Annotated in this window: 19 protein-coding genes; 11 read left to right on the plus strand and 8 right to left on the minus strand. The window is 40.6% G+C overall.

Annotation, left to right across the window (positions count from 1 at the left end; all coding sequences use genetic code 11):
- Window positions 1-231: 231 nt before the first annotated feature.
- Window positions 232-2,670, plus strand: a complete 2,439-nt coding sequence (locus ACXIUD_RS12345) for a TonB-dependent receptor domain-containing protein (protein WP_458052954.1) — start codon at window positions 232-234, stop codon at window positions 2,668-2,670.
- A gap of 123 nt (window positions 2,671-2,793) precedes the next feature.
- Window positions 2,794-3,510: a DNA alkylation repair protein gene (locus ACXIUD_RS12350; RefSeq protein WP_458052955.1), complete on the plus strand. Its 717-nt coding sequence runs from the start codon at window positions 2,794-2,796 to the stop codon at window positions 3,508-3,510.
- On the opposite strand, the gene ACXIUD_RS12355 is transcribed toward ACXIUD_RS12350, so the two are convergent.
- On the minus strand, window positions 3,511-5,403 hold the full coding sequence (locus tag ACXIUD_RS12355) for an ABC-F family ATP-binding cassette domain-containing protein (protein ID WP_458052956.1): 1,893 nt from the start codon (window positions 5,401-5,403) through the stop codon (window positions 3,511-3,513).
- Window positions 5,404-5,439: 36 nt separating this feature from the next.
- Complete coding sequence (locus tag ACXIUD_RS12360; protein ID WP_458052957.1) at window positions 5,440-5,754, minus strand: hypothetical protein; 315 nt, start codon at window positions 5,752-5,754, stop codon at window positions 5,440-5,442.
- A 20-nt stretch (window positions 5,755-5,774) separates the two neighbouring features.
- On the opposite strand from ACXIUD_RS12360, the gene ACXIUD_RS12365 reads away from it, so the two are divergent.
- Window positions 5,775-6,437, plus strand: a complete 663-nt coding sequence (locus ACXIUD_RS12365; RefSeq protein ID WP_458052958.1) for a hypothetical protein — start codon at window positions 5,775-5,777, stop codon at window positions 6,435-6,437.
- Between the two features lie 119 nt (window positions 6,438-6,556).
- Here ACXIUD_RS12365 and ACXIUD_RS12370 read toward each other — a convergent pair whose 3' ends face one another.
- Entirely contained in the window at window positions 6,557-8,347 is a 1,791-nt protein-coding gene (locus ACXIUD_RS12370; protein ID WP_458052959.1) for an ABC transporter ATP-binding protein, read from the minus strand.
- Between the two features lie 146 nt (window positions 8,348-8,493).
- Here ACXIUD_RS12370 and ACXIUD_RS12375 point away from each other — a divergent pair, with 146 nt between their 5' ends.
- The 7 genes from ACXIUD_RS12375 to coaE all read left to right on the plus strand — a co-directional run bounded on the left by ACXIUD_RS12375 (window position 8,494) and on the right by coaE (window position 13,706).
- Window positions 8,494-9,594, plus strand: coding sequence for a Glu/Leu/Phe/Val family dehydrogenase (locus ACXIUD_RS12375; RefSeq protein WP_458052960.1), 1,101 nt, complete (start codon window positions 8,494-8,496; stop codon window positions 9,592-9,594).
- A 135-nt stretch (window positions 9,595-9,729) separates the two neighbouring features.
- The gene (gene nusB, locus ACXIUD_RS12380; protein WP_458052961.1) at window positions 9,730-10,914 is read left to right on the plus strand and encodes a transcription antitermination factor NusB; all 1,185 of its coding nucleotides are present in this window, start codon (window positions 9,730-9,732) and stop codon (window positions 10,912-10,914) included.
- Between the two features lie 10 nt (window positions 10,915-10,924).
- The gene (locus ACXIUD_RS12385) at window positions 10,925-11,230 is read left to right on the plus strand and encodes a YtxH domain-containing protein (protein ID WP_189586217.1); all 306 of its coding nucleotides are present in this window, start codon (window positions 10,925-10,927) and stop codon (window positions 11,228-11,230) included.
- Window positions 11,231-11,244: 14 nt separating this feature from the next.
- Window positions 11,245-11,799, plus strand: coding sequence for a DUF1573 domain-containing protein (locus tag ACXIUD_RS12390; protein WP_458052962.1), 555 nt, complete (start codon window positions 11,245-11,247; stop codon window positions 11,797-11,799).
- A 3-nt stretch (window positions 11,800-11,802) separates the two neighbouring features.
- Complete coding sequence (gene yajC, locus ACXIUD_RS12395) at window positions 11,803-12,117, plus strand: preprotein translocase subunit YajC (RefSeq protein ID WP_189586211.1); 315 nt, start codon at window positions 11,803-11,805, stop codon at window positions 12,115-12,117.
- A gap of 7 nt (window positions 12,118-12,124) precedes the next feature.
- Window positions 12,125-13,093 (plus strand): YbbR-like domain-containing protein, encoded by a 969-nt coding sequence (locus ACXIUD_RS12400; protein ID WP_458052963.1) that lies wholly within the window; start codon window positions 12,125-12,127, stop codon window positions 13,091-13,093.
- A complete protein-coding gene (gene coaE / locus ACXIUD_RS12405; RefSeq protein ID WP_458052964.1) occupies window positions 13,083-13,706 on the plus strand; it encodes a dephospho-CoA kinase in 624 nt (207 codons plus the stop codon). The genes ACXIUD_RS12400 and coaE overlap by 11 nt, the downstream gene beginning before the upstream one ends.
- Here coaE and ACXIUD_RS12410 read toward each other — a convergent pair.
- Window positions 13,690-13,932, minus strand: coding sequence for a hypothetical protein (locus tag ACXIUD_RS12410; protein WP_458052965.1), 243 nt, complete (start codon window positions 13,930-13,932; stop codon window positions 13,690-13,692). The genes coaE and ACXIUD_RS12410 overlap by 17 nt on opposite strands.
- Window positions 13,933-14,892: a tetratricopeptide repeat protein gene (locus tag ACXIUD_RS12415; protein ID WP_458052966.1), complete on the minus strand. Its 960-nt coding sequence runs from the start codon at window positions 14,890-14,892 to the stop codon at window positions 13,933-13,935.
- 81 nt (window positions 14,893-14,973) lie between these two features.
- On the opposite strand from ACXIUD_RS12415, the gene ACXIUD_RS12420 reads away from it, so the two are divergent.
- Entirely contained in the window at window positions 14,974-15,480 is a 507-nt protein-coding gene (locus ACXIUD_RS12420) for a C40 family peptidase (protein WP_458052967.1), read from the plus strand.
- Window positions 15,481-15,540: 60 nt separating this feature from the next.
- Here the strand turns inward: ACXIUD_RS12420 and ACXIUD_RS12425 are convergent, their stop codons facing one another.
- The 3 genes from ACXIUD_RS12425 to ACXIUD_RS12435 form a co-directional block, all read right to left on the minus strand.
- Entirely contained in the window at window positions 15,541-16,596 is a 1,056-nt protein-coding gene (locus ACXIUD_RS12425; protein WP_458052968.1) for an HmuY family protein, read from the minus strand.
- Window positions 16,597-16,604: 8 nt separating this feature from the next.
- Window positions 16,605-18,869 (minus strand): TonB-dependent receptor, encoded by a 2,265-nt coding sequence (locus ACXIUD_RS12430; RefSeq protein ID WP_458052969.1) that lies wholly within the window; start codon window positions 18,867-18,869, stop codon window positions 16,605-16,607.
- An 87-nt stretch (window positions 18,870-18,956) separates the two neighbouring features.
- Window positions 18,957-20,003: a hemin-degrading factor gene (locus ACXIUD_RS12435; RefSeq protein ID WP_458052970.1), complete on the minus strand. Its 1,047-nt coding sequence runs from the start codon at window positions 20,001-20,003 to the stop codon at window positions 18,957-18,959.
- Window positions 20,004-20,006 lie beyond the last annotated feature (3 nt).

The following is a 20,006-nucleotide window of genomic DNA, read 5'->3' on the forward strand; positions in this document are numbered from 1 at the left end:
TACCCACAAAAACGCCAGATAGTTTCAGACCGCTCACAAAATTTTAAGGCAGTTTAGACTGAAAAATTACTATTGATGTATATACAGAGATTTTTAAAACATAAGGCTTTAGGAATCGTTTAATAGAGTGGCGTCACAATTAAATTATTGTATTTCAGACCAGTACATGTATGTTGATTTTCTTTTAACATAGAATATTTAAACGCTGCGCCAAAAACTAAACCAACAATTATGAAATCTCTTTACATGACAGTTAGCTGTCTCTTACTTTCTATTCTTTTTACTTTTCAAACCCTCGCCCAAGATGTGACTGTCAAAGGTAGGGTCATCAATGCCGAAACTTCAGAAGTATTAGAGTTTGCAAATGTGGCCATTCTTTCCCCACAAGACTCAAGTCTTGTAAAGGGAGCTGTGAGTGAGCTTGACGGTACCTTTTCATTAGAACTTCCTCAGGGTCCGTATTTGTTACGTGTTAATTTCATTGGTTATCAAAACTATTTTAGAAAATTCGAGATTGGAGATCGTAATCCATACAACTTAGGAAACATTCGGGTAAGGCCCGCAGCTACAGATTTGAGCGAAGTTGTGGTAGAGGGAGTAGCATCTATTTTTGAAAGTGACATTGATAAGCGAACTTACAATGTGGAAAATAGTATTGTAGCCGAAGGAGCTACAGCGGCAGAACTACTCAGTACCCTCCCATCCATTCAGGTAGATGAACAAGGGGGTATTTCTATGCGAGGCAGCGGTGAGGTGATGATATTCATCAATGGGCGACCATCGAATTTAGGAGGTGGGGACATGGAAAGTATCTTAGCACAATTCCCTGCAAATAGTATCAAATCAGTAGAATTGATTACCAATCCCTCTTCCAGATACGATGCTGCCGGGGTAGGGGGTATCATCAATATCATCCTGAAGCAAAATCAAAATTTAGGATTTAATGGACAAGTGAATGCTTCTGTAGGTACCCGAGATAAGTATCAAGTGGGGACAAACTTAAACTATGCTACTGAAAAAATTAATTACTTCTTCTCTTTGAATGCCCAAGACCGTTTACTTTTCAGAGAAGCAGAAGGATTCCGAGAAAACTTTATCCCAGGAGTGTCCAGGTTTTTAGATCAGGATGACTTTGAATTATCCAGAAGAAGAAGTGCCTTCATGCGTACCGGTTTTGATTACAACATGCGGGATAACATGGTTTTGGGTTTTTATGCACAAGGTAATCTAAGTGACGGTACCGAAACTGAAGAAACCAATCAGCGAAGTTTAAATCAGTTTTCAGCTATTGATTCTATTTTTGTACGAGATAGAGCACAGGAGCAGCGTGGCAGAAATTTTGAAACAGGTTTGAACTATACCTGGAACATTGACAGCTTGGGACAGCGCTTGTACTCTTCTGCTTCTATCGCTTGGGACAGCAGAACACAGTTTACAGGTACAGATCAGACTTTTTTTAACTCGCTCAACGAAATGATTCCAGCAAATGGGCTTAATCAGTTGGATGATATGACTAGAGAGAGCCGCTTAGCCATCCTACAATTGGATTATGAAAAGAAAGTGGGCCAAAATGGAAAGTTTGAAACTGGATTGAAAGGAACCTTCGGATATTGGGAGCGAGGAACTGCTTTTTCACAGGGAGATTTGGGTAATAATTTCCAACCTACACAGATTGACTCGCTGAGTGACACTTTCTCATTCAATGAAAATGTATATGCCTCTTACTTTATGTACCGAAACAGAATCAATAAGTTTGGCTATCAGATCGGTGCCCGGGCGGAGTATACACAGACTGAGGGAAATCTTTTCAGCAATGGCGAGCGCTTTGTGAATGATTATTTCAACATTTTCCCAAGTATTTTCACCACTTACAAACTGGGGAACGAAGAAGAAATTTCCGTGAATTATAGCCGAAGAATCTCCCGACCAGGTATTTGGGCACTTTCACCAATCTTAAGCTTGAGAGATCAGCTAAACTTTAATGTGGGTAACCCATTATTGCAACCCGAATTTACCGATAGCTATGAAGTCGGCTACATGAAGGGATTCAAAAGCTACCTCTTGAATGCTACGGTTTATCATCGCTACAGTACCGATGTACAGACCCGAATCATCACCTTATTGGATAATAACATCACCATCCAAAGTCGGGAAAATGCCGATATCCGGAGAAGCACAGGTCTTGAATTGGTCAATCAGTTTGAGTTTACCAACTGGTGGAATGTGGCGCTTACAGGAAACTTTTTCTACTCAGAAATCTTTGGAGCAAACTTGGGTGAAGGATTCAACAATTCCAACTTTAGCTGGACGGTGAACATGCTTTCTACCATGTCTATTCCCAATCTCTTTTCTGTGCAGATTCAGGGAGACTATAGAGGACCGATTGTGCTACCTCAAGGACAAATCGAACCATTATGGGGAATCAATTTGGGGATCAAACGTGATGTACTCAATAAAAAAGGAACTATCAGTGTGAATGTATCCGATATTTTTGATACTAGGATATTCAGAATCACCACCAATGACAGTCGATTTGATTTGAACCGTATGTTTAACCGAGAGACAAGAATCGGTACAGTTGCTTTCACCTACCGTTTTGGTGGTTTCAAAGATAGAAATGGCAATCGCGAGCGTGGCGGTAGAGATATGGGGGAGGATATGGATTTTTAAGCCAACAGTTGGACGGTTGGACAGTCAACAGTAGTACCGATATGGAATTTGACAATTCAATTCGGTACTGTTGTTCACAATTTCATTTATAGGGTAGGTTAATTCTTATTCAAATAAAATCTTATGAAACCCTCACAAGCAATCATCCAAGCCTTATCCGCACTCCGAGACGAGGAAAAAGCGATTTTCCTCCAACGTTTCTTTAAAACAGGTCCCGGGCAGTATGCCGAAGGAGATGTTTTTTGGGGAATTGTATTGCCCGAACAGCGAAAAATCGTCAAGCAATTTTGGAAAGATTGCTCAACAGAAGACATAGCTGCATTACTCAATCATCCTGCCCACGAAGTACGGATGACAGGGGCACTTGTCCTCATCCAAAAGACGCAAAAGAGCAGCTCTGAAGATGAGATCAAACAATGGGCTCAGGTCTATTTGGACAATAAAGCGGGTATCAATAACTGGGATTTGGTGGACAATTCGGCCCATCATGTATTGGGACGGTGGTTACATGAAAAAACTGATCGAAGTGTCCTACAAACACTTTCGGACAGTCCTAACCTTTGGGATAACAGAATCAGTATCCTCACCACTTTCTACTTCTTAAAAAAGGGAGATTTCGAAGATACTTTTTACTTAGCTGAGAAAATGATGCATCATCCCCATGACTTGATGCACAAAGCCATCGGTTGGATGATACGGGAAGTGGGAAAACGGGATTTTGATGCTGCTTATGGCTTTCTTGTTAAGTACTATTCACGCATGCCTCGTACGATGCTGCGCTATGCCATAGAAAAATTTGAGGAGCCTATGCGAAAGGATTTTCTGGAGGGGAGGATATAATCAATCTATCCCCTCCAATTCACTCAATTCCAACCAGCGCAACTCCAACAACTCAGCCTCCTCCTCAATTTCCTTGATTCTGGTAGAAATCTCCAAAACCTCCTCATGATTCCCTGTAACTGCGGATAGTCGGTCCACCAAGGTTGCCTTTTCCGCCTGTAGGTGCTCTAAAGTTTTAGAAATGCTTTCAAATTCCTTTTTTTCCTTAAAACTTGCTTTGGCGGCTTTTGGCTTAGGGGCTGCTGTTGGTTCAGCTTTGACTTCTTTGACAGGCTCTGCTTCTTTCTTGGAAGATTTCTGTTCTTTCTCCCGCTCTCTGAAATCAGTATAGTTGCCAGGAAAATCAGAAATCACCCCATCTCCTTCAAACACAAATAAGTGATCTACTAAACGATCCATAAAGTATCGATCGTGAGAGACAACCACCAAGCAACCCGGGAAATCATCCAAAAATTCCTCCAGAATATTCAACGTCATGATATCCAAATCATTCGTTGGCTCATCCAAAATCAAGAAGTTAGGACTCTTAATCAAAACCATCAAGAGCTGTAATCTTCTACGTTCTCCTCCACTCAACTTAGCAATGGGTGTATGTTGCTGCTTGGGAGGAAACCCAAATTTATTCAAAAACTGAGCAATGGTTATGGTACTTCCCCCAGCGACTGTCACGACTTCTGCTACGTCCTTGACTATATCGATCAGTCGTTTTTCCTCGTCAAAACTGTCTTCTTCCTGACGATAGTAACCAATCACTGTCGTCTGTCCTATAGTCACTTTCCCAGCATCTGGCTGAGCTAATCCAGTCACCAAATTCAGGAAGGTAGTCTTCCCCGCTCCATTAGGCCCAACGATTCCAATTTTATCCCCCTTTTTGAAAATATAATTGAAGTCCTGAATGACTGTCTTGGATTCAAAAGACTTTTGCAACTTCTCAATTTCTATGATTTTATTGCCCAAGCGCTGAGTAGTCACATTTAATTCTATCTCACGCTCCTCTCTTTTGCGGAAAGCCTTTTCTTTGGTTTCTTCAAAAGCATCCACTCGGTACTTGGCTTTCGTCCCTCGGGCTTTTGGCTGTCTGCGGATCCAGTCCAATTCCTTTTTGTACAAACTCTTGGCTTTCTCCTGTTCAGTGGCTTCGATTTCTCTTCGCTCCGCTTTCTTTTCTAAGAAATAAGAGTAATTACCTAGGTAACGATAGATACCACCATTATCCAATTCCAAAATTTGATTCGTCACCTTTTCCAAAAAATATCGGTCGTGTGTCACCATAAAAAGCGCTAAATTGGCCTTAGACAAATAATCTTCCAACCACTCAATGGTCTCTAAATCCAGGTGGTTTGTAGGCTCATCTAGCAAGAGTAAATCCGGCTTTTCAAAAATTGCTTTAGCCAAAGCAACACGCTTACGCTGTCCCCCACTCAAACTACCCACAGGCAAATCGGTGTCATGTAGACCTAATCTACCTAGAATCTCCTTAATCTGATGCTCAAAATCCCATGCTTGGTAACTATCCATCAATTCGAATAGCTTTTGAAGATCATCCCCATTATCAATGCCATTCTCAGCATCGATCATCGCCTTATGATAGCGCTCAATCACCTTCAACACCTCATTGCTACTTCCGTCAAAGATGGTCTGATAAATACTCAAACTCCCTTCGAACACTGGATTTTGATGCACATAGGACACCTTTACCTGTTGATTGATAGCGATGCTGCCTTCATCAGGGACTTCAATACCCATGATGATTTTCATCAAAGTGGATTTTCCGGCACCATTGACACCTACTAGTGCTACTTTTTGACCTTGGTCTATACCAAAGGATATTTTTTGAAAAAGTTTACGCTCGCCAAAAGATTTACTCAGGCCTTCAACTGATAGATAATTCATACCACAAAGATAGGCAGGAAGTACAAGATTTGAACCTTACTTTCCTAAAAGGGTCTTAATTCCTTCCAAAATATGTTTGATACCTTCTTTAAAATGCTCCGAAGACTCATTGATTTGAGGTTCGTACTCCGTCTTTTTCTCCTGATAGAGCTTTTCCAACTTTTCTTTTCCTTTTTCAAATTCAGCTTCCAAAGTGGTCTTTTTCTCTCGAAGATCGGAAATCTTTTTTTCAATTTCTTCCTTGGCTTCTCCTCCCAACTCCGTGCCTTTTTCGATTAATTCCTCTATTTTAGTCCCAATATCTTTGAGAAGTGACTCCACTTCCTCTAGACCAGTTTTTCTTTGTTCCATGATTTATCGACTTTATCCAAATGATTAACAAGATACTACAGAAGCTCGAAACTACCAGTAAATTGAAGTATGAAATATATAGACACACCGTTAATCTCTTCAATGAGCTGGAACAAACAGCGCATGAAATCTCAGAAGAACTACGAGCCCAGGCCCCTGATTTGGATGATTTAAGGATTGGTGTCAAACGAATCAATGATTATGAATTTATCTTCCAAATTGGAGGTGATACTTTAGTGTTTATTCTGCAAAGTAATATCAGTAGATTACCTGAGGACTCTTACCTCAGCAAATCTAAATACCTCAAAAGTGATGCAGAATTAACGTATTTTGGTCAGATTTTAATTTACAATTTTTTGAGCGACACCATTCTATTCAATCGCTTAGATGATCTTGGCTATTTGGTAGGTCGACTACTGCTCAATAAGGAGAAAAAATTCTTTTTTGAAGGAGAACGTAAGATCGTATTCAATTTTCCAGAATTGAAAGACAACCCCATCACTGATGAGAAAAAACGTAGCCTGATCGAACAACTGCTGATGTCTGCTTTGGAAAATGACTTACTCCCGCCAGCTTTTCAGGATATCATGGTGATTAGCTATCATCAAAAAATCGAACATACTTCTAGCATGGGGAGCCCAAAAAAAATAGGTTTTGATCTTTTTGCTAAAGGTAGAGATTGAGAAAAACCATGCACGTTGAATTTGGTGATGAAAAAACCCTAGCAAGTTTACTTAGGTACCAATAGTTTTTCCTTGATCAGTTCCCCTTAAAACCTGCTTGGTTCCCTCCGCATCCACCATCAATCTTCAATGGTTTCAGGTTGCTGTGTTTGCTTTTCAAATAATTCGGCATAGACTCCTTTCAGCTCCACAAGAGAGTCATGCGTACCCTGCTCCACAATCTGTCCATCGTCTAGCACGATAATTTTATCTGCAAGCTTGGCAGATGATACTCGATGAGAAATAATTATGGACGTGCGCTGTTGCATGATGCGCTTCAAAGCAGAAAGAATAGAATTCTCTGTCTTGGTATCTACTGCTGACAAACAATCATCCAACAATAATATACTTGGCTCTTTCGCAATCGCACGTGCAATCGACACACGCTGCTTTTGACCACCGGACAGTGTGATTCCTCGCTCTCCTAACTTGGTTTCGAAGCCACTCGGAAAATCGATGATATTGTTGTAGACATCCGCATCTTTGGCTGCCTGCTCTACTAGCGGCAGTTCCACGGTATCCATTCCAAAAGCGATGTTATTACTGATGCTGTCACTGAATAAAAACACATCCTGCGGTACAAATCCAATCTGTTTGCGGAGAGAAGCCAACTCATATTGTTGGATCGGACGATTATCGATGGTAATTTTTCCTCCACTGACATCATACATGCGCATGAGTAAGTTAGCGATGGTAGACTTACCCGAACCAGTCGTCCCGATAATCGCCAACGATTGGCCTGCATCGATGGTAAACGATACATGCTTCAAGGCTTGTATACCAGAATTAGGGTATACAAAAGAAACATCCTCAAAAGCCACATTTCCTTTGATAGCTACTTCCAAGTTTTCTGTACTTTGAATATCATTTTTCTCATCCAAAAATTCATTGATACGTGTTTGGGAAGCAGCCGCTCGTTGTACAATACTGGTAACCCAACCCAAAGAAGTGACAGGCCATGTAAGCATGTTGACATAAAGAATAAATTCTGCAATCACCCCATAACCTATTGTTCCTTCGATCACCTGAATACCACCTATATATACCGTCAAAATGGTACTAATACCAATCAAGGCCAATATAACTGGATAAAATAAGGCCTGCACTATGGTCAATCGGATGGATTTGTCTTTATAATCGACAGAAGCTTTGGTAAATTCATTGGAAGAATCATCCTCCCTTACAAATGCCTTCAAAACACGAATCCCGGAAAAAGCTTCCTGAACAAATGTACTCAAGCTTGAAAGACTACGCTGGATTTTTTCAGAGCGCTCATTAATCAGATTATTGACAAAATAAATGCTGATAGACAGGATTGGTAATGGCAACAACGAATAAATAGTCAATTCTACATTTACTGAAAGCATGTAACCAATTACCATGGGAAACAAAATCAGCAAATTTAGTCCATACATAATTGCAGGCCCCAGATACATCCGCACACGGCTGACATCCTCTGTGATACGGGCCATCAAATCCCCTGTGCTATTTCTCCTGTAGAAGCTTAAGGGTAATTTTTGGTAATGATCGAAGATTTCATTTTTCATGTCATATTCGATCAATCGGGACATGATAATGATTGTCTGACGGATTAAGAATAGGAAAAAACCTCTCAGTAAGGCCATTACCAAGATCAAAACACCGAAAATTAGGATGTATTGAAGAAAAGATGCACGTGCATAATTTGATAATTCCAAGCCCTCGATGACCTTGTAGATGGTAAAGCTTTCTACCACATAATCTATGGCAATTCTCACCAATTGAGCAGGGATTATTACAAAAATATTGGAAATGATAGTAAATAAAATTCCTAACAAGAGGTAACCCTTGTATTTGTAAAGATATTTATTGAGGCGCCAGAGTGGTTTCACGAAAGAAAAACTTTAAAATCTCTTGATAAGTTTTAGATTACTCTATTAATTGCATTAGTAAAGCCTGTAGAAAATATATAATTTTGTGCAGTTGTTTTACCAATCAGCAATCCCAAATATAACGCATTTAAAAATTCCTAGTTCAAATGGTAGAAACTAAAACCGAGGAAAAAGTGAGAGAAGGTTCCATTTATGGACAGATTACCTCTCTAGGCCATGAGCAGTTGGTCATATGTTATGATGAACCTACAGGCTTAAAAGCGCTTATTGGCATTCATAACACAGTACTTGGCCCTGCATTGGGTGGTACACGTATGTGGAACTATGCCAACGAGGCTGAAGCAATTACAGATGTTTTGAGATTATCCAGAGGTATGACATTCAAGGCTGCTATTTCTGGATTGAATCTAGGTGGTGGTAAAGCGGTGATCATCGGAGATCCAAAGCTAAAAAATGAGGCCTTCATGAGAAGGTTTGGTAGATTCGTTGAGAGCTTGAATGGTAAATACATCACAGCTGAAGACGTAAATACCAAAACCAGTGACATGGAATTTATCCGTATGGAAACTAGACACGTAACTGGTCTACCTGAGTACAAAGGTGGTGGTGGTGATCCATCTCCTGTAACTGCTTATGGAACATACTTAGGAATGAAAGCCGCTGCCAAGAAAGCGTATGGCACAGACTCATTGGAAGGTAAAAAAGTAGCAGTACAAGGAATCGGTCAAGTAGGTAAATACTTGGTCAATCACTTGGTAAAAGAAGGTGCAATCGTCTATATCACCGATATCTTTGAAGATCGATTGAAAGCAGTTGCTGCTGATACAGGTGCAACAGTTGTGGACCCTGCAATGATTTATGACATCGATATGGATATCTATGCGCCATGTGCTCTGGGTGCTACTGTCAACGACGACACCATTTCAAGATTGAAGTGTCAAGTGATTGCCGGTGGTGCCAACAATCAGCTTTTGGATGAAGAGAAGCATGGTCAATTATTATTAGAAAAAGGAATTGTCTTCGCTCCTGACTTCTTGATCAATGCAGGTGGTTTGATCAATGTGTATACAGAATTTCAAGGAGGCTACAAACGTGAAACCGCTTACGGTCAAGCTGAAAAAATCTACGATACATGTTTGGCTATTTTGAATAAATCAGAAGCTGATCAAATCCCATCTCAGCAGGCTGCTATTGAAATGGCTTGGAATAGAATTGAGGCAGTAGGTAAAGTAAAATTATCCTACTAATTGATATAAATAAACCGCTCTTATTGGAACTCATAACCAATCAGAGCGGTTTTTGCTATGATAATCTTAGGATTTAAAGGCGGAAATCCTTTGCTTCCTACAAATTGAGTATATTTACGTTCTTTAAAATCAGGTATGTTAAACAGAAGAATTCTCCGGGTCAAGGCTTTCCAAAACCTATATGCCTATGATCAGTGCAAGGCATCCAATTTCAACCTTGCCAAAGATCTCATCAGAGATGCTTTTCAACCCGACTTGAATAGTATGGAGGTTCAGGACAAAAGCCTCCTCAAAAAAGAAGCTGCCATCGCAACTGATCTGTTTGTCTCCAACCTGAATAATGAATTCCTCGATATGAGGGATTTTACCCAGCCAAAAATCAAACAGGCTGTCATAGACGCCTTGAACTTTTACAAACAGGCGAATACCAAAGACTACGATTTCTTAATCAAAAACATGGTTTCCTCAGCAGAGCGTTTGCCTCAGCTCTACCTTTATGCTATCAAGTTGATCTTGGCATTTGGTGAGCATGTAGCCGGAGAAACCGAACGCAAAAGAAAATTTAGCGGAGAAAAAGTATCCATGACGGTTGGTGAAATGAATCTTGCCAAAAATGTTGTTTTGGATAAAATCCGTCAATCCAAAGAATTTGAAGCAGCCTGCACTCGTAATCAAGTAGATCTGGAAGAATTGGAACTTGAAATCAAAGAGTGGTTCCGTGATTACATCAGGCCTTTGGAAGAATATAAGGCATATGTAGGACTCTCTGCGCCGACTGCAGAACAAGATTTCGAGATTACAGATGACATTCTTAAGAAGGTTATCTTCCAAAACGATGTGATTCTCAACTTTTTCTCAGAAAAAGATATGAATTGGACTGAAAATAAGTCCGTGGTACGCAGTTTGGCATCCAAAGTGTTGAAAAATGTAAAATCTCATTTGGATGAAACGGGAGAAGTACTTCCGGAAATTGCCCTGAATTGGGAGGAAGACAAGGAATTCTTCCAAAATATCTTTAACTTGACCATCCAAAATGACGATCGAAATAGAGAAATGATCGCCAAAAAGACGGAGAATTGGGATATCGAAAGAATTGCCCAAACGGATAAAATCATCTTATCCATGGCTTTGACCGAAATGCAAAATTTCCCAAGTATCCCTGTCAAAGTAAGCATCAACGAGTACATCGACATTTCTAAAACGTACAGCACGCCAAAGAGTAAGCAATTTGTCAACGGCTTGTTGGATGTTTTATCAAAAGAATTAACCGATAAGGGTTTGATCCGTAAAAGTGGTAGAGGACTCTTGGACAACAAATAGACAGAACAACATGAGCAAAAATTCAAATGCATGGATAGCCTTCATAGCAGGCGCCGGAATCGGAGCTGCATTGGGCATTTTATTCGCTCCTGATAGCGGAAAAAACACACGGGATAAACTTTCTTACCAACTTTCGAAATACAAAGAAGAATTAGAAAGGTTGGTTGCAGATTTGAAAGAAGGCAAAAACATGCCTTTCAACGAAGCAAAATCTGAAGGTAACCGCGTAATTTCAGATGCGAAAAATAAAGCAGAGAACTTATTAAGCGATGTCAATAAACTGATAGAGCAAATCAATAAAGAAGCAACAAATTAAAACCCTTAATGATTATGAAATACTTAAAAGTATCAGCTTTGATGCTGGGAGCAGCTTTGATGGTGTTTGCTTGTGATAGCAAGTCGGAGAGCAATGGAGAGCAAGCTGCTAAAATTGCCGAATTAGAGCAAAAATTAGCGAGATTGGAAGCAGCACAGCCAGTAGCTACTCCAACCAATGTATCCAATAGTACACCCACAGATCCTTCAAGCTTAGGTCAGTTTAAATTTGAAGAGACTGATTACAATTTCGGTACAATTGACGAAGGTAAAGTGATTGAAAAAATCTTCAAATTCACCAACGAAGGTCAGGCGCCTTTGGTGATTTCTAATATCACGGCATCATGTGGTTGTACAAGCCCTGACTGGACTAAAACTCCTGTTAAACCAGGTGAAGAAGGTTTTGTGAAAGTTGTATTCAACTCAACTGCCAAAACCGGTGCTCAAGCACCAACAGTAACTATTCAGGCCAATACTACACCAAATGTGACAAGATTGAGCATGAGAGGAAATGTGACACCTAAACTATCTGCCAGCCCAGTTGCTGCCGGTCCTGTAAAAAGAGATTAATTTATGACAATCAATTGGATTCTTGCCCAGGCAATGGGTGGTGAAATTATGGGCCAAGTATTCTTATTTGGCTCCATCATTTTGATCATGTATTTCTTCATGATCCGACCGCAACAGAAAAAACAAAAAGAAACCAAAAACTTTATCGATTCCATCAAAAAGGGCGACAATGTGGTCACTATCGGTGGAATTCATGCTAAAGTATCTGCTTTGGAAGGAGAAACTGTTATCCTTGAGTTGGATAAAGGAATGAAATTGAAGGTTGAAAAGACTGCGATTTCTGCTGATTTCTCCAAAAAAGCAACAGGAACTAAATAAATCAACCTTGGCAAAAATCAACCGATTCTTACCAAAGCTCACCCCTGAAAAGGTGAGAAATCTCAAGGTGGCAGCTGCCTGCTTTTTGGCAGCTGCCACCTTTTGGGTTTTAAACGCCCTCAATAAGGATAACTACAATACCGTTGTGGATTATCCCATTGAAATAATTTTTGATGAAACAGAGTTTATGGCGGTGGAAAAGTTACCATCCCGTGTCACAATCGAAGTCAATGGCAACGGTTGGGATTTACTCCGCAAGTATTTCAAATTCAATGAGACGCCCTTTCTGATTGAAATCAATAATCCCTCCACCAAAGACTACTTATTGACCGCTGATATCCGCAGGAGTCTTGCTGAAAATATCAGTCCTACTACCTTGATTTCTATGGTGACCGATACTGTCAAATTCAAAATTGACAAGATTGTTACGCGTAAAATCAAGATTGTAGCAGATACAAGCAATTTGAGTTTGGCCAAAAACTACCGTCTAGCAAGCAGCATCGAAATCGATCCATCCATAGTATCCGTCAAAGGCCCTACATCCATCTTACAGGCTCTCAACGGAGAGATCCTAGTGCCTATTACGGAAGCTAAGCTTTCAAGCAATTACAATAAGATTTTACCTTTGGAGCTACCAGCCGAAACAAAAGATTTTTTAGAATTGGATGAGGAAAGTGTGCATATCCGCTTTGACGTGTTTCAAATGTTGGAAGGAAACAAACGAATCAAAACCAAATTGATCAACTTCCCTAAAAATGCTTCCTTGAAAGATGATCCTGGAACGATTGTGATGTCCTATCTAGTCGACGAGCGCAAAACCAGTCAGTTATCGGAAATGGATTTTGAGGCTATTATCAATTACAACAATCGCAACCGAGAGGATAGCACAGTAAAAGTACAATTATCTCCTAATCCTTCATTTTTGGAAAATATTCAAATCAAACCTGATATTCTTCGGATCAAGTATGAGAAATAATACCCCTCTTATGGTTGGAATTACAGGTGGCATAGGCTCTGGAAAGTCAACTGTTGCTAAAATTTTCACCATTTTAGGAATCCCAGTGTATTATGCCGACGATCGGGCGAAGTGGCTGATGGGACACGATCCTAAGCTTAAAGGAGCTATAATCGCTAATTTTGGCGAGGAATCTTATCTATCCGATGGCTCGCTTAATCGAGTTTTCCTTGCCAATCAAGTGTTCAATGACGCTGAAAAAACAACTCTCATCAACAGTTTAGTACATCCTGCTGTGCGAGAAGATTTTGAGCATTGGGTGAGTCAACAAAACAGCCCCTACATTTTAAAAGAAGCTGCTCTTTTATTTGAAACCGGTTCTTATAAGGAGCTAGATCTCGTCATCAATGTCAGTAGTCCACTGGTTATACGCATGACACGGATTTTACTAAGAGATCCTCATCGTACAGAAGCACAGATACACGCAATCATTGATAAGCAATTACCTGATGATCACAAAAATGACTTAGCACATTTTATCATCAAAAATGCAGATAACAAACTCCTGATTCCACAAGTATTAAAAATCCACGAAAAGATTCTGGCCAAAGCTGAGCTTAAAAATTCAGATTGATCTGATCCAGGTAAAATTTCATGCGGCTATGTTTTTCTGGCAAAAAGTCAATGGTGTCAATTTTATCGAGTTTGTGATTATAAAACACCTCCACATACCGATCCTCCAATAAATACAGGTTTACTTTATGCGAGTAGTACCTAATACCTACAATAAAGGTGCCCTCCGTATACAGTTTCTGTATTTTCTTATGCAATGGTAACTTGTTAAACTCCTCTCGCTCCATTTATTCTAATTTTGCCAACTCCATTTCTGACGCAATATAGCCAAAAGCAGACCAATATCCCGTTTCTAAGACATGCTGGAAGATACTTTTTGCCATCAGCGTATCCCCCAAGGCTAAATAATGATTCCCCAATCCATAGCCTTGAGTGACATATTGCAAGCGCTGCTCGTCGGAAGCTTTATTCGTTGTCATCAAATCACTCGGTGAGATTTTCCCCTGATACATGAGAATACGTCGGAAATAGGCATCATTTTCAATAATCTCCATATCCTGGCGAACTATAGTAATCGCCTGTTTGGCTTCTTCAAGTCTACCTAACTTTACCAAGGTCATGTAATACCAATCCAGGGTAGCAACAATCAAATCATCATTATCAGAAACCTGCATGCATTGCTGATAAGCTGCCAAGGCCTTTTCAAAATCACCTTTGAGGTAATGTGCAAGACCTAAATGGTACCACACATTAAACTGAACGGTAGATAATGGAATGTTCAAGGCATTGGGCAGTCCATCTTCTTCGATTTGGGTAGGCAAACCTTCCATCAAGCGTACTGCCTTTTCAAAATCAGCAATCGCCTCATCCAATTTTCGGATACTGATATACCGATGTCCTCGATGCCTCAAAGGTTCATATGCTGATGGAAAATCTTTGATCGCTTTTGAAAAAGTTTTGATTGCAAGGTCATATCTACCTAAATACGCCTCCCTCCTTCCAATCCAAATAAGATTTCCCAAGGTTTGTTCCTCTTCGTATGCTTGGTCTGCCAGTTGAAGTTTCTCCAACTGACTTTTCTGAGAAAGGGAATCCACTTGCGTAAACAAAGAATCCCCCAAGAAGCTTAAGCCCTGAAAAACTTTCAAATCAGGCATATGCATGTGATCGAACTGAACGTTCACTTTTTTGGATTCAGACTGACAGGCAGTCACCAACAATAGAAGAACTAAAAATCGGGAAATCATAACATCTATATTTAGCGTTAGAAAACTTTGAGAAGCAAGACTTGCTCTGTATTATTGAAGGTAAAAATATTTGAGTTGAAAATGAATTTTATCGCCCAACAAAATCGCAAAAACAAACATTTCTATTGGTTATCAGCGATTTTACTTCTATTTTTTTTTAGTTCATGCGGTTCTAGCAAAAAATTATACACCCAAAATGTCAACAAAGTAGTAGACACTGCCAAATCCTACCGTGGTACACCCTACCGGTACGGAGGCACTACGCGCTCTGGAATTGACTGCTCTGCATTGATTTACCATTCCTACGCAAGCATCGGAGTGCAAATGCCTCGCACCTCTGAGGCTCAAAGCAAAATGGGTAAAAAAGTCAATGAACGAAGTCTTCAAAAAGGGGATTTGGTCTTTTTTGCAACGGGTAGAAGAAAAAATCAGGTGTCACATGCCGGAATTGTAACAGAAAACCAACGTGGAAGAATCTTATTTATCCACTCTTCAACAAGTCTAGGAGTCACAGAAGACAACCTCGCCAACCCCTACTGGTCCAAAGCTTTTTTGTTCGGAAGACGTATTTTGGATGAGAAAAAATAAAGCCCTGAACATTTCTTTTGGAAATGGACAGGGCCTAAACACCATAAAAAAATCTAAGGATTATCCTGCTTTGACCAAGGCATATTCAAAGGAAGGCCTTCCTCGCTCTCCATCTCTCGTGAGGGATAGGAACCTTACCTTGTAGAAATTACCTCTAGAGTCTTTCACTATATAAAAACGATCGTTTCTAATTGTAGGCGCCATATTAGGCCCACCTCCACCTCTCCAGTTGGAACCAATCGTTAGACGGTTATCTGCCACCAAGGTCAGTCCTGACAAGTGAGACTCATTGAAGTTATCGTAGCTGATTTCAGATTCCAATACTTGAACGGCAGTCACCCCTCCATAAATATTGTGAAACACCAAATCCTGAAAGAAATACGCTAAGGTTCCGTTTACAGCCTGTGGGAACGGTGTAGTGGACGTCCCAGCATTCCATACAAAATCCCAATCACCTTTTTTAGGTTCCACATCCACTTTTCCTTGCTCAAAGGATACGTACACAAAGTTAAAGTCAGCATCTTTTTGGATTTCCAAGGTATTGAATGTTGTTGCACTCAAATCTGCATGCTGCAACAAGTATCTTCCATTTTGCTGGACAATTCGGATTTTCTTCCAAGGCCGCGCATCAGCTCCCATGCTTCCTCTATTGAGGATATAGACTTTATTGTCAGCTTGTACGGCACTAACTGGTGAAATAATTGGCTGATTCAAGGGATTGGAAGGATTGTCCACACGTAAAATCGCTTCCATATTACTGAAAGTCATATCCAAGCCTCCAGTGGACCTTAGTTCTGCTGCCTGTGCCTCACCCACTTGATTGAGGTCGGTAGCTGAAGTCTCATAGGCCATAGCACCAGTGGTACCATTGATCAGCACTCTGAAATCTGAGCCCGAGGAAAATGCCAGATCCCATCGTTGGCGCTGCACAGTTGTTTGCTCACCTGTTCTCAGGTTGATAAATGCCATATTAGGAAAAGTAGCTCCTCCACCATTGATTTCTATAAATCCATCCGCTGCTGGATCAGGTTCTAACACAGGAGATTCTGAATTTTCGCAGGAGAATAGCCCTAATGAAAAGGCTACTAGTACGATGAGTAATTGATTAATTTTCATTGTGGTTTTTATTTTGATAGTTGATATGTTATTCCAAGAAAATAGGAGCGACCCACGCCCATAGGCCTCATGGGACCTCCTCCATGAGCAGAGCCAGCCATTGCAGTGCTTTCTATATCCACTACATTTAAAGCATTTCTAATCCCTGCATTTATTCGAAGCCCATTTTTTAGTGGCTGATTGATGGTAAAATCCATCCAATGAAACCCTTCCAATTCTACCTCCATAGGTCTCAATTCACCTGCTGCATCAAGTTGCATCTGGAAAGCTGGAAGTGGTCCTGTCCATTTGTAGAACAGATTCAATTGAGTTTGTAAGCCAGTCAAGGTATAAGTAAGATTGGCATTGATTTCCGGTGAATAAAGCATCGCAGGTAATGCAACCTGTTCTACAGCGAGTTGATTAAATCTACCGATGTATGATGTTCCTAACTCAGCTGACCACTGCTTCCCAGTCAACCCTGCATTCGCCATTAAGCCCTGTGAACGGAATTTGTCAATGTTGAACATGGTGGTAATCCGTGGGTCTTCTGGGTCTATGGTAAATGCAATCCTATTTCGCACATCATTGTAAAAGCCATTGAATGCAAACTTGAAGGTGTATTGCTGGAAAGCTTTTTCATGGCTAAGAGAGAAATTATAGCTATCAGAGGTCTCTGCTAGCAAATCAGGATTGCCTCGGATACTATGACTTGCATCAAAGAAATCAAAATAGAGTTCGCGAATGGAAGGTGCACGAAAACCATTGGCATAAGACAGCCTGAAATCCCAATTTGAACTTAATGCAAGCTTTGCATTCAATGAAGGAATAACAGGTGGAGCTTCATAAGCTGAATTATATGCTTTTCTTAATCCAGGTCTGATTTGAAGAAATTTAGCTGGCTTCCATTCCCCCGTTAAGAAGGCTGCATAATCTTGCATCCCCGTATTTTCACTGATCCTATCTCCAATACCATTTTCAGTATTCACATCTATCCCTGGCACCAATGTTAGTTTCGGTGATAGCATCCAATTTCCTAGAAGACGAAACGTCAATCCCTGATAGTTGAGCATAGCCTGTGAACCCTGCTGTCTGGATAAGTTCCGTTCATTGGTGCGGACATTCGTTACCCAAGTCTGAGTTTCTCGTTGAAAATCAGTGTAGGCAGCCTGCATAGAAAGTTGAAAGGTTGGTTTGACTTCCCAGCGGCCGTTTACACGGTGCATCCATCGGGTAGTGATAAAGTCAGTATCGATGACTTCCAGTCTATTTTCAGGCCCCAAAGAATTGATCGTCTCATCCAAAAAATCTACACTGTAATCCAACTCGATATCCCCCTTGGTAAAGGCCACCGATGCATTTGCTAAATTTTGACTTTTAGGTAGCCAGCGATGTTGTCTACCTTCATCTCCGCCTTTCCATCCGCCAAAATTGTTTTGTGTAAATCCACCTCGTACAGACACATTTTCACTAGCTCTCCAAGCTCCACCAATCGAACGGATGTGCGTTCCTCGACCTACAAAAGGACTATACTCGTTGCCAGCTGTTTCTTCCTGAATTCTCGCTGTAATGGAATATGCATTAACTCCCTGACCATTTTTGGTAATGATATTGATGACACCGGCAAGGGCATCTGCTCCATAAATCACAGACATCGGCCCCTCTACAATTTCAATCCGCTCAATCATATTGACATCAATCTGATTCAGGTTGATCTCGTTATTGACCCCTTGGCGACCAACCATGGGAACCCCATCGATGAGAATTTTCACATTTTGCCCAGAGAGTCCGTTCATCTCCAAATTGGAACTTCCCAATGCATTATCTTGACTGAAACGAATTCCTAGTTCTGTATTTAGGACTTCCTGCAAATTCATGGCAGCTCTACTTTGGATAATTTGCTGATCAATGGTCCTGACCATGTAAGTTGACTGCCGGGCACTTTGTGGTCCAAAATTTCCTGTGACGACTACTTCCCCCAACTCACTGAGAGATGATTGGAGCACAACTTTTTTCAATGACTTTAACTCATCTAACAATACCTCCATATCAGCATAACCCATAGCAGTTATCTTGACGGTAGTGGAAGAGGTAATTTTATCTAAAGAAAAATAACCTTCCGTATCTGCAACAACTCCTTTTCCCTCTCCCCAAACGATGGCTGCAAAAGGCACACTTTTGCCACGCTCATCTACTACCTGTATGCGTTGACCAGAGTCGGCAAAGACAACCCCAACCATTAACCATAGAAGCGCAAACACTATCTTACTTTTATTTAGATTAATTCTACACATTATTTTAAAATTTTTTGGCGGGCTAACCCGCCAATTCATGTCTAATAAATAGCCAAGTTAGAATACCAGGTAAAGCCGCCAAGTAGCTTATAAACTATCAATCAGATTTTTCCAAGCAGGTAATTGAGGGATTCCGGGCTTTCTTAAGCCGAAAAACTGAGCGATCATTTCACCTTTCTTATCAAAAAGCTCTAAGGAAGAAACCAGCCCATCTTCCGTATTTTTGTGAACAACAAAAGCACAGTCGATTTGATCTTCATTCAAATGCATATTGAAATCAGGATCTAGCACATTCAACCACGAACCCATTTGACGGATAGTCCTCACTTTCCCTTGGTGGATTTGAATATTTCCTTTGTTACCAGCGAAGATCATAATAGGCATTTTTTCAGCAGAAGCCACCTCCAAAATCTTTCTTGCTGATAGGCGATCTACTTCATAAGCCCATTTATCATTGATCCATTTTACAGCGTTTAACCTGTGAACTTTGTACTTGCGAAGCATTCCGAAAAATTCATGCGTATCCTTCATATTTTCCCAATCATGCGTGAAAGCCTCCAAATCAATACTATCTGCATATTCAGGAGATGAAAAAGCCTCTATGACAATTTCCTCTTCTTGCTCAGCAGCTTGATACGCTTGTATGATATCATCAAATGCTGCCAAATTACTTTTTTCCTGCAGGTACACTTTCATCACTGCTTCTCCTGCCTTGTCAAAAAACTGGAAGCTTCTCATGGTGCCCCGAGGGCTTTCATTGATAACTGCAAACCCATATTTCCATCCACTGAAAAATACCCGTTGCTCAATAGGGCCAATAACAGTAGCCACCTGATAGGGAGCCTCTCCCTGAATATCAATTTTCTGGAAAGTGCCTTTATGTTCTAATACGCATCCTTCGTTACGGGTTAAAGACATCACTTTACCCAATTTTTTAAATTCAATCAGCAATGACGCCCAGTCTCCTTGCAAGCGAATGGTATGCTCACCAATGGTAGTCTCCAACAATTCTAATTCTGTCACACCTAATCTTTTTGCGGCATCTCTGATTCGCAGCTGTGGTTCGGAAGATTTTAAATTTTCCCAAGCGCTAGCTAATGACTCTCGGGAAGAAGATTGAATGAGTGTTTCCATAAT

Source organism: Mongoliitalea sp. (genome assembly GCF_054166905.1).

Bases quoted from the DNA above. Each gene is read 5' to 3' on its own strand.
- ACXIUD_RS12390 (WP_458052962.1), top strand. From the start codon at position 11,245: ATGAAATACTTAAAAGTATCAGCTTTGATGCTGGGAGCAGCTTTGATG.
- ACXIUD_RS12410 (WP_458052965.1), bottom strand. From the start codon at position 13,932: ATGGAGCGAGAGGAGTTTAACAAGTTACCATTGCATAAGAAAATACAG.
- ACXIUD_RS12430 (WP_458052969.1), bottom strand. From the start codon at position 18,869: ATGTGTAGAATTAATCTAAATAAAAGTAAGATAGTGTTTGCGCTTCTA.
- coaE (WP_458052964.1), top strand. From the start codon at position 13,083: ATGAGAAATAATACCCCTCTTATGGTTGGAATTACAGGTGGCATAGGC.
- ACXIUD_RS12350 (WP_458052955.1), top strand. From the start codon at position 2,794: ATGAAACCCTCACAAGCAATCATCCAAGCCTTATCCGCACTCCGAGAC.
- yajC (WP_189586211.1), top strand. From the start codon at position 11,803: ATGACAATCAATTGGATTCTTGCCCAGGCAATGGGTGGTGAAATTATG.
- ACXIUD_RS12345 (WP_458052954.1), top strand. From the start codon at position 232: ATGAAATCTCTTTACATGACAGTTAGCTGTCTCTTACTTTCTATTCTT.
- nusB (WP_458052961.1), top strand. From the start codon at position 9,730: ATGTTAAACAGAAGAATTCTCCGGGTCAAGGCTTTCCAAAACCTATAT.
- ACXIUD_RS12360 (WP_458052957.1), bottom strand. From the start codon at position 5,754: ATGGAACAAAGAAAAACTGGTCTAGAGGAAGTGGAGTCACTTCTCAAA.
- ACXIUD_RS12425 (WP_458052968.1), bottom strand. From the start codon at position 16,596: ATGAAAATTAATCAATTACTCATCGTACTAGTAGCCTTTTCATTAGGG.
- ACXIUD_RS12355 (WP_458052956.1), bottom strand. From the start codon at position 5,403: ATGAATTATCTATCAGTTGAAGGCCTGAGTAAATCTTTTGGCGAGCGT.
- ACXIUD_RS12375 (WP_458052960.1), top strand. From the start codon at position 8,494: ATGGTAGAAACTAAAACCGAGGAAAAAGTGAGAGAAGGTTCCATTTAT.
- ACXIUD_RS12435 (WP_458052970.1), bottom strand. From the start codon at position 20,003: ATGGAAACACTCATTCAATCTTCTTCCCGAGAGTCATTAGCTAGCGCT.
- ACXIUD_RS12365 (WP_458052958.1), top strand. From the start codon at position 5,775: ATGATTAACAAGATACTACAGAAGCTCGAAACTACCAGTAAATTGAAG.
- ACXIUD_RS12415 (WP_458052966.1), bottom strand. From the start codon at position 14,892: ATGATTTCCCGATTTTTAGTTCTTCTATTGTTGGTGACTGCCTGTCAG.
- ACXIUD_RS12385 (WP_189586217.1), top strand. From the start codon at position 10,925: ATGAGCAAAAATTCAAATGCATGGATAGCCTTCATAGCAGGCGCCGGA.
- ACXIUD_RS12420 (WP_458052967.1), top strand. From the start codon at position 14,974: ATGAATTTTATCGCCCAACAAAATCGCAAAAACAAACATTTCTATTGG.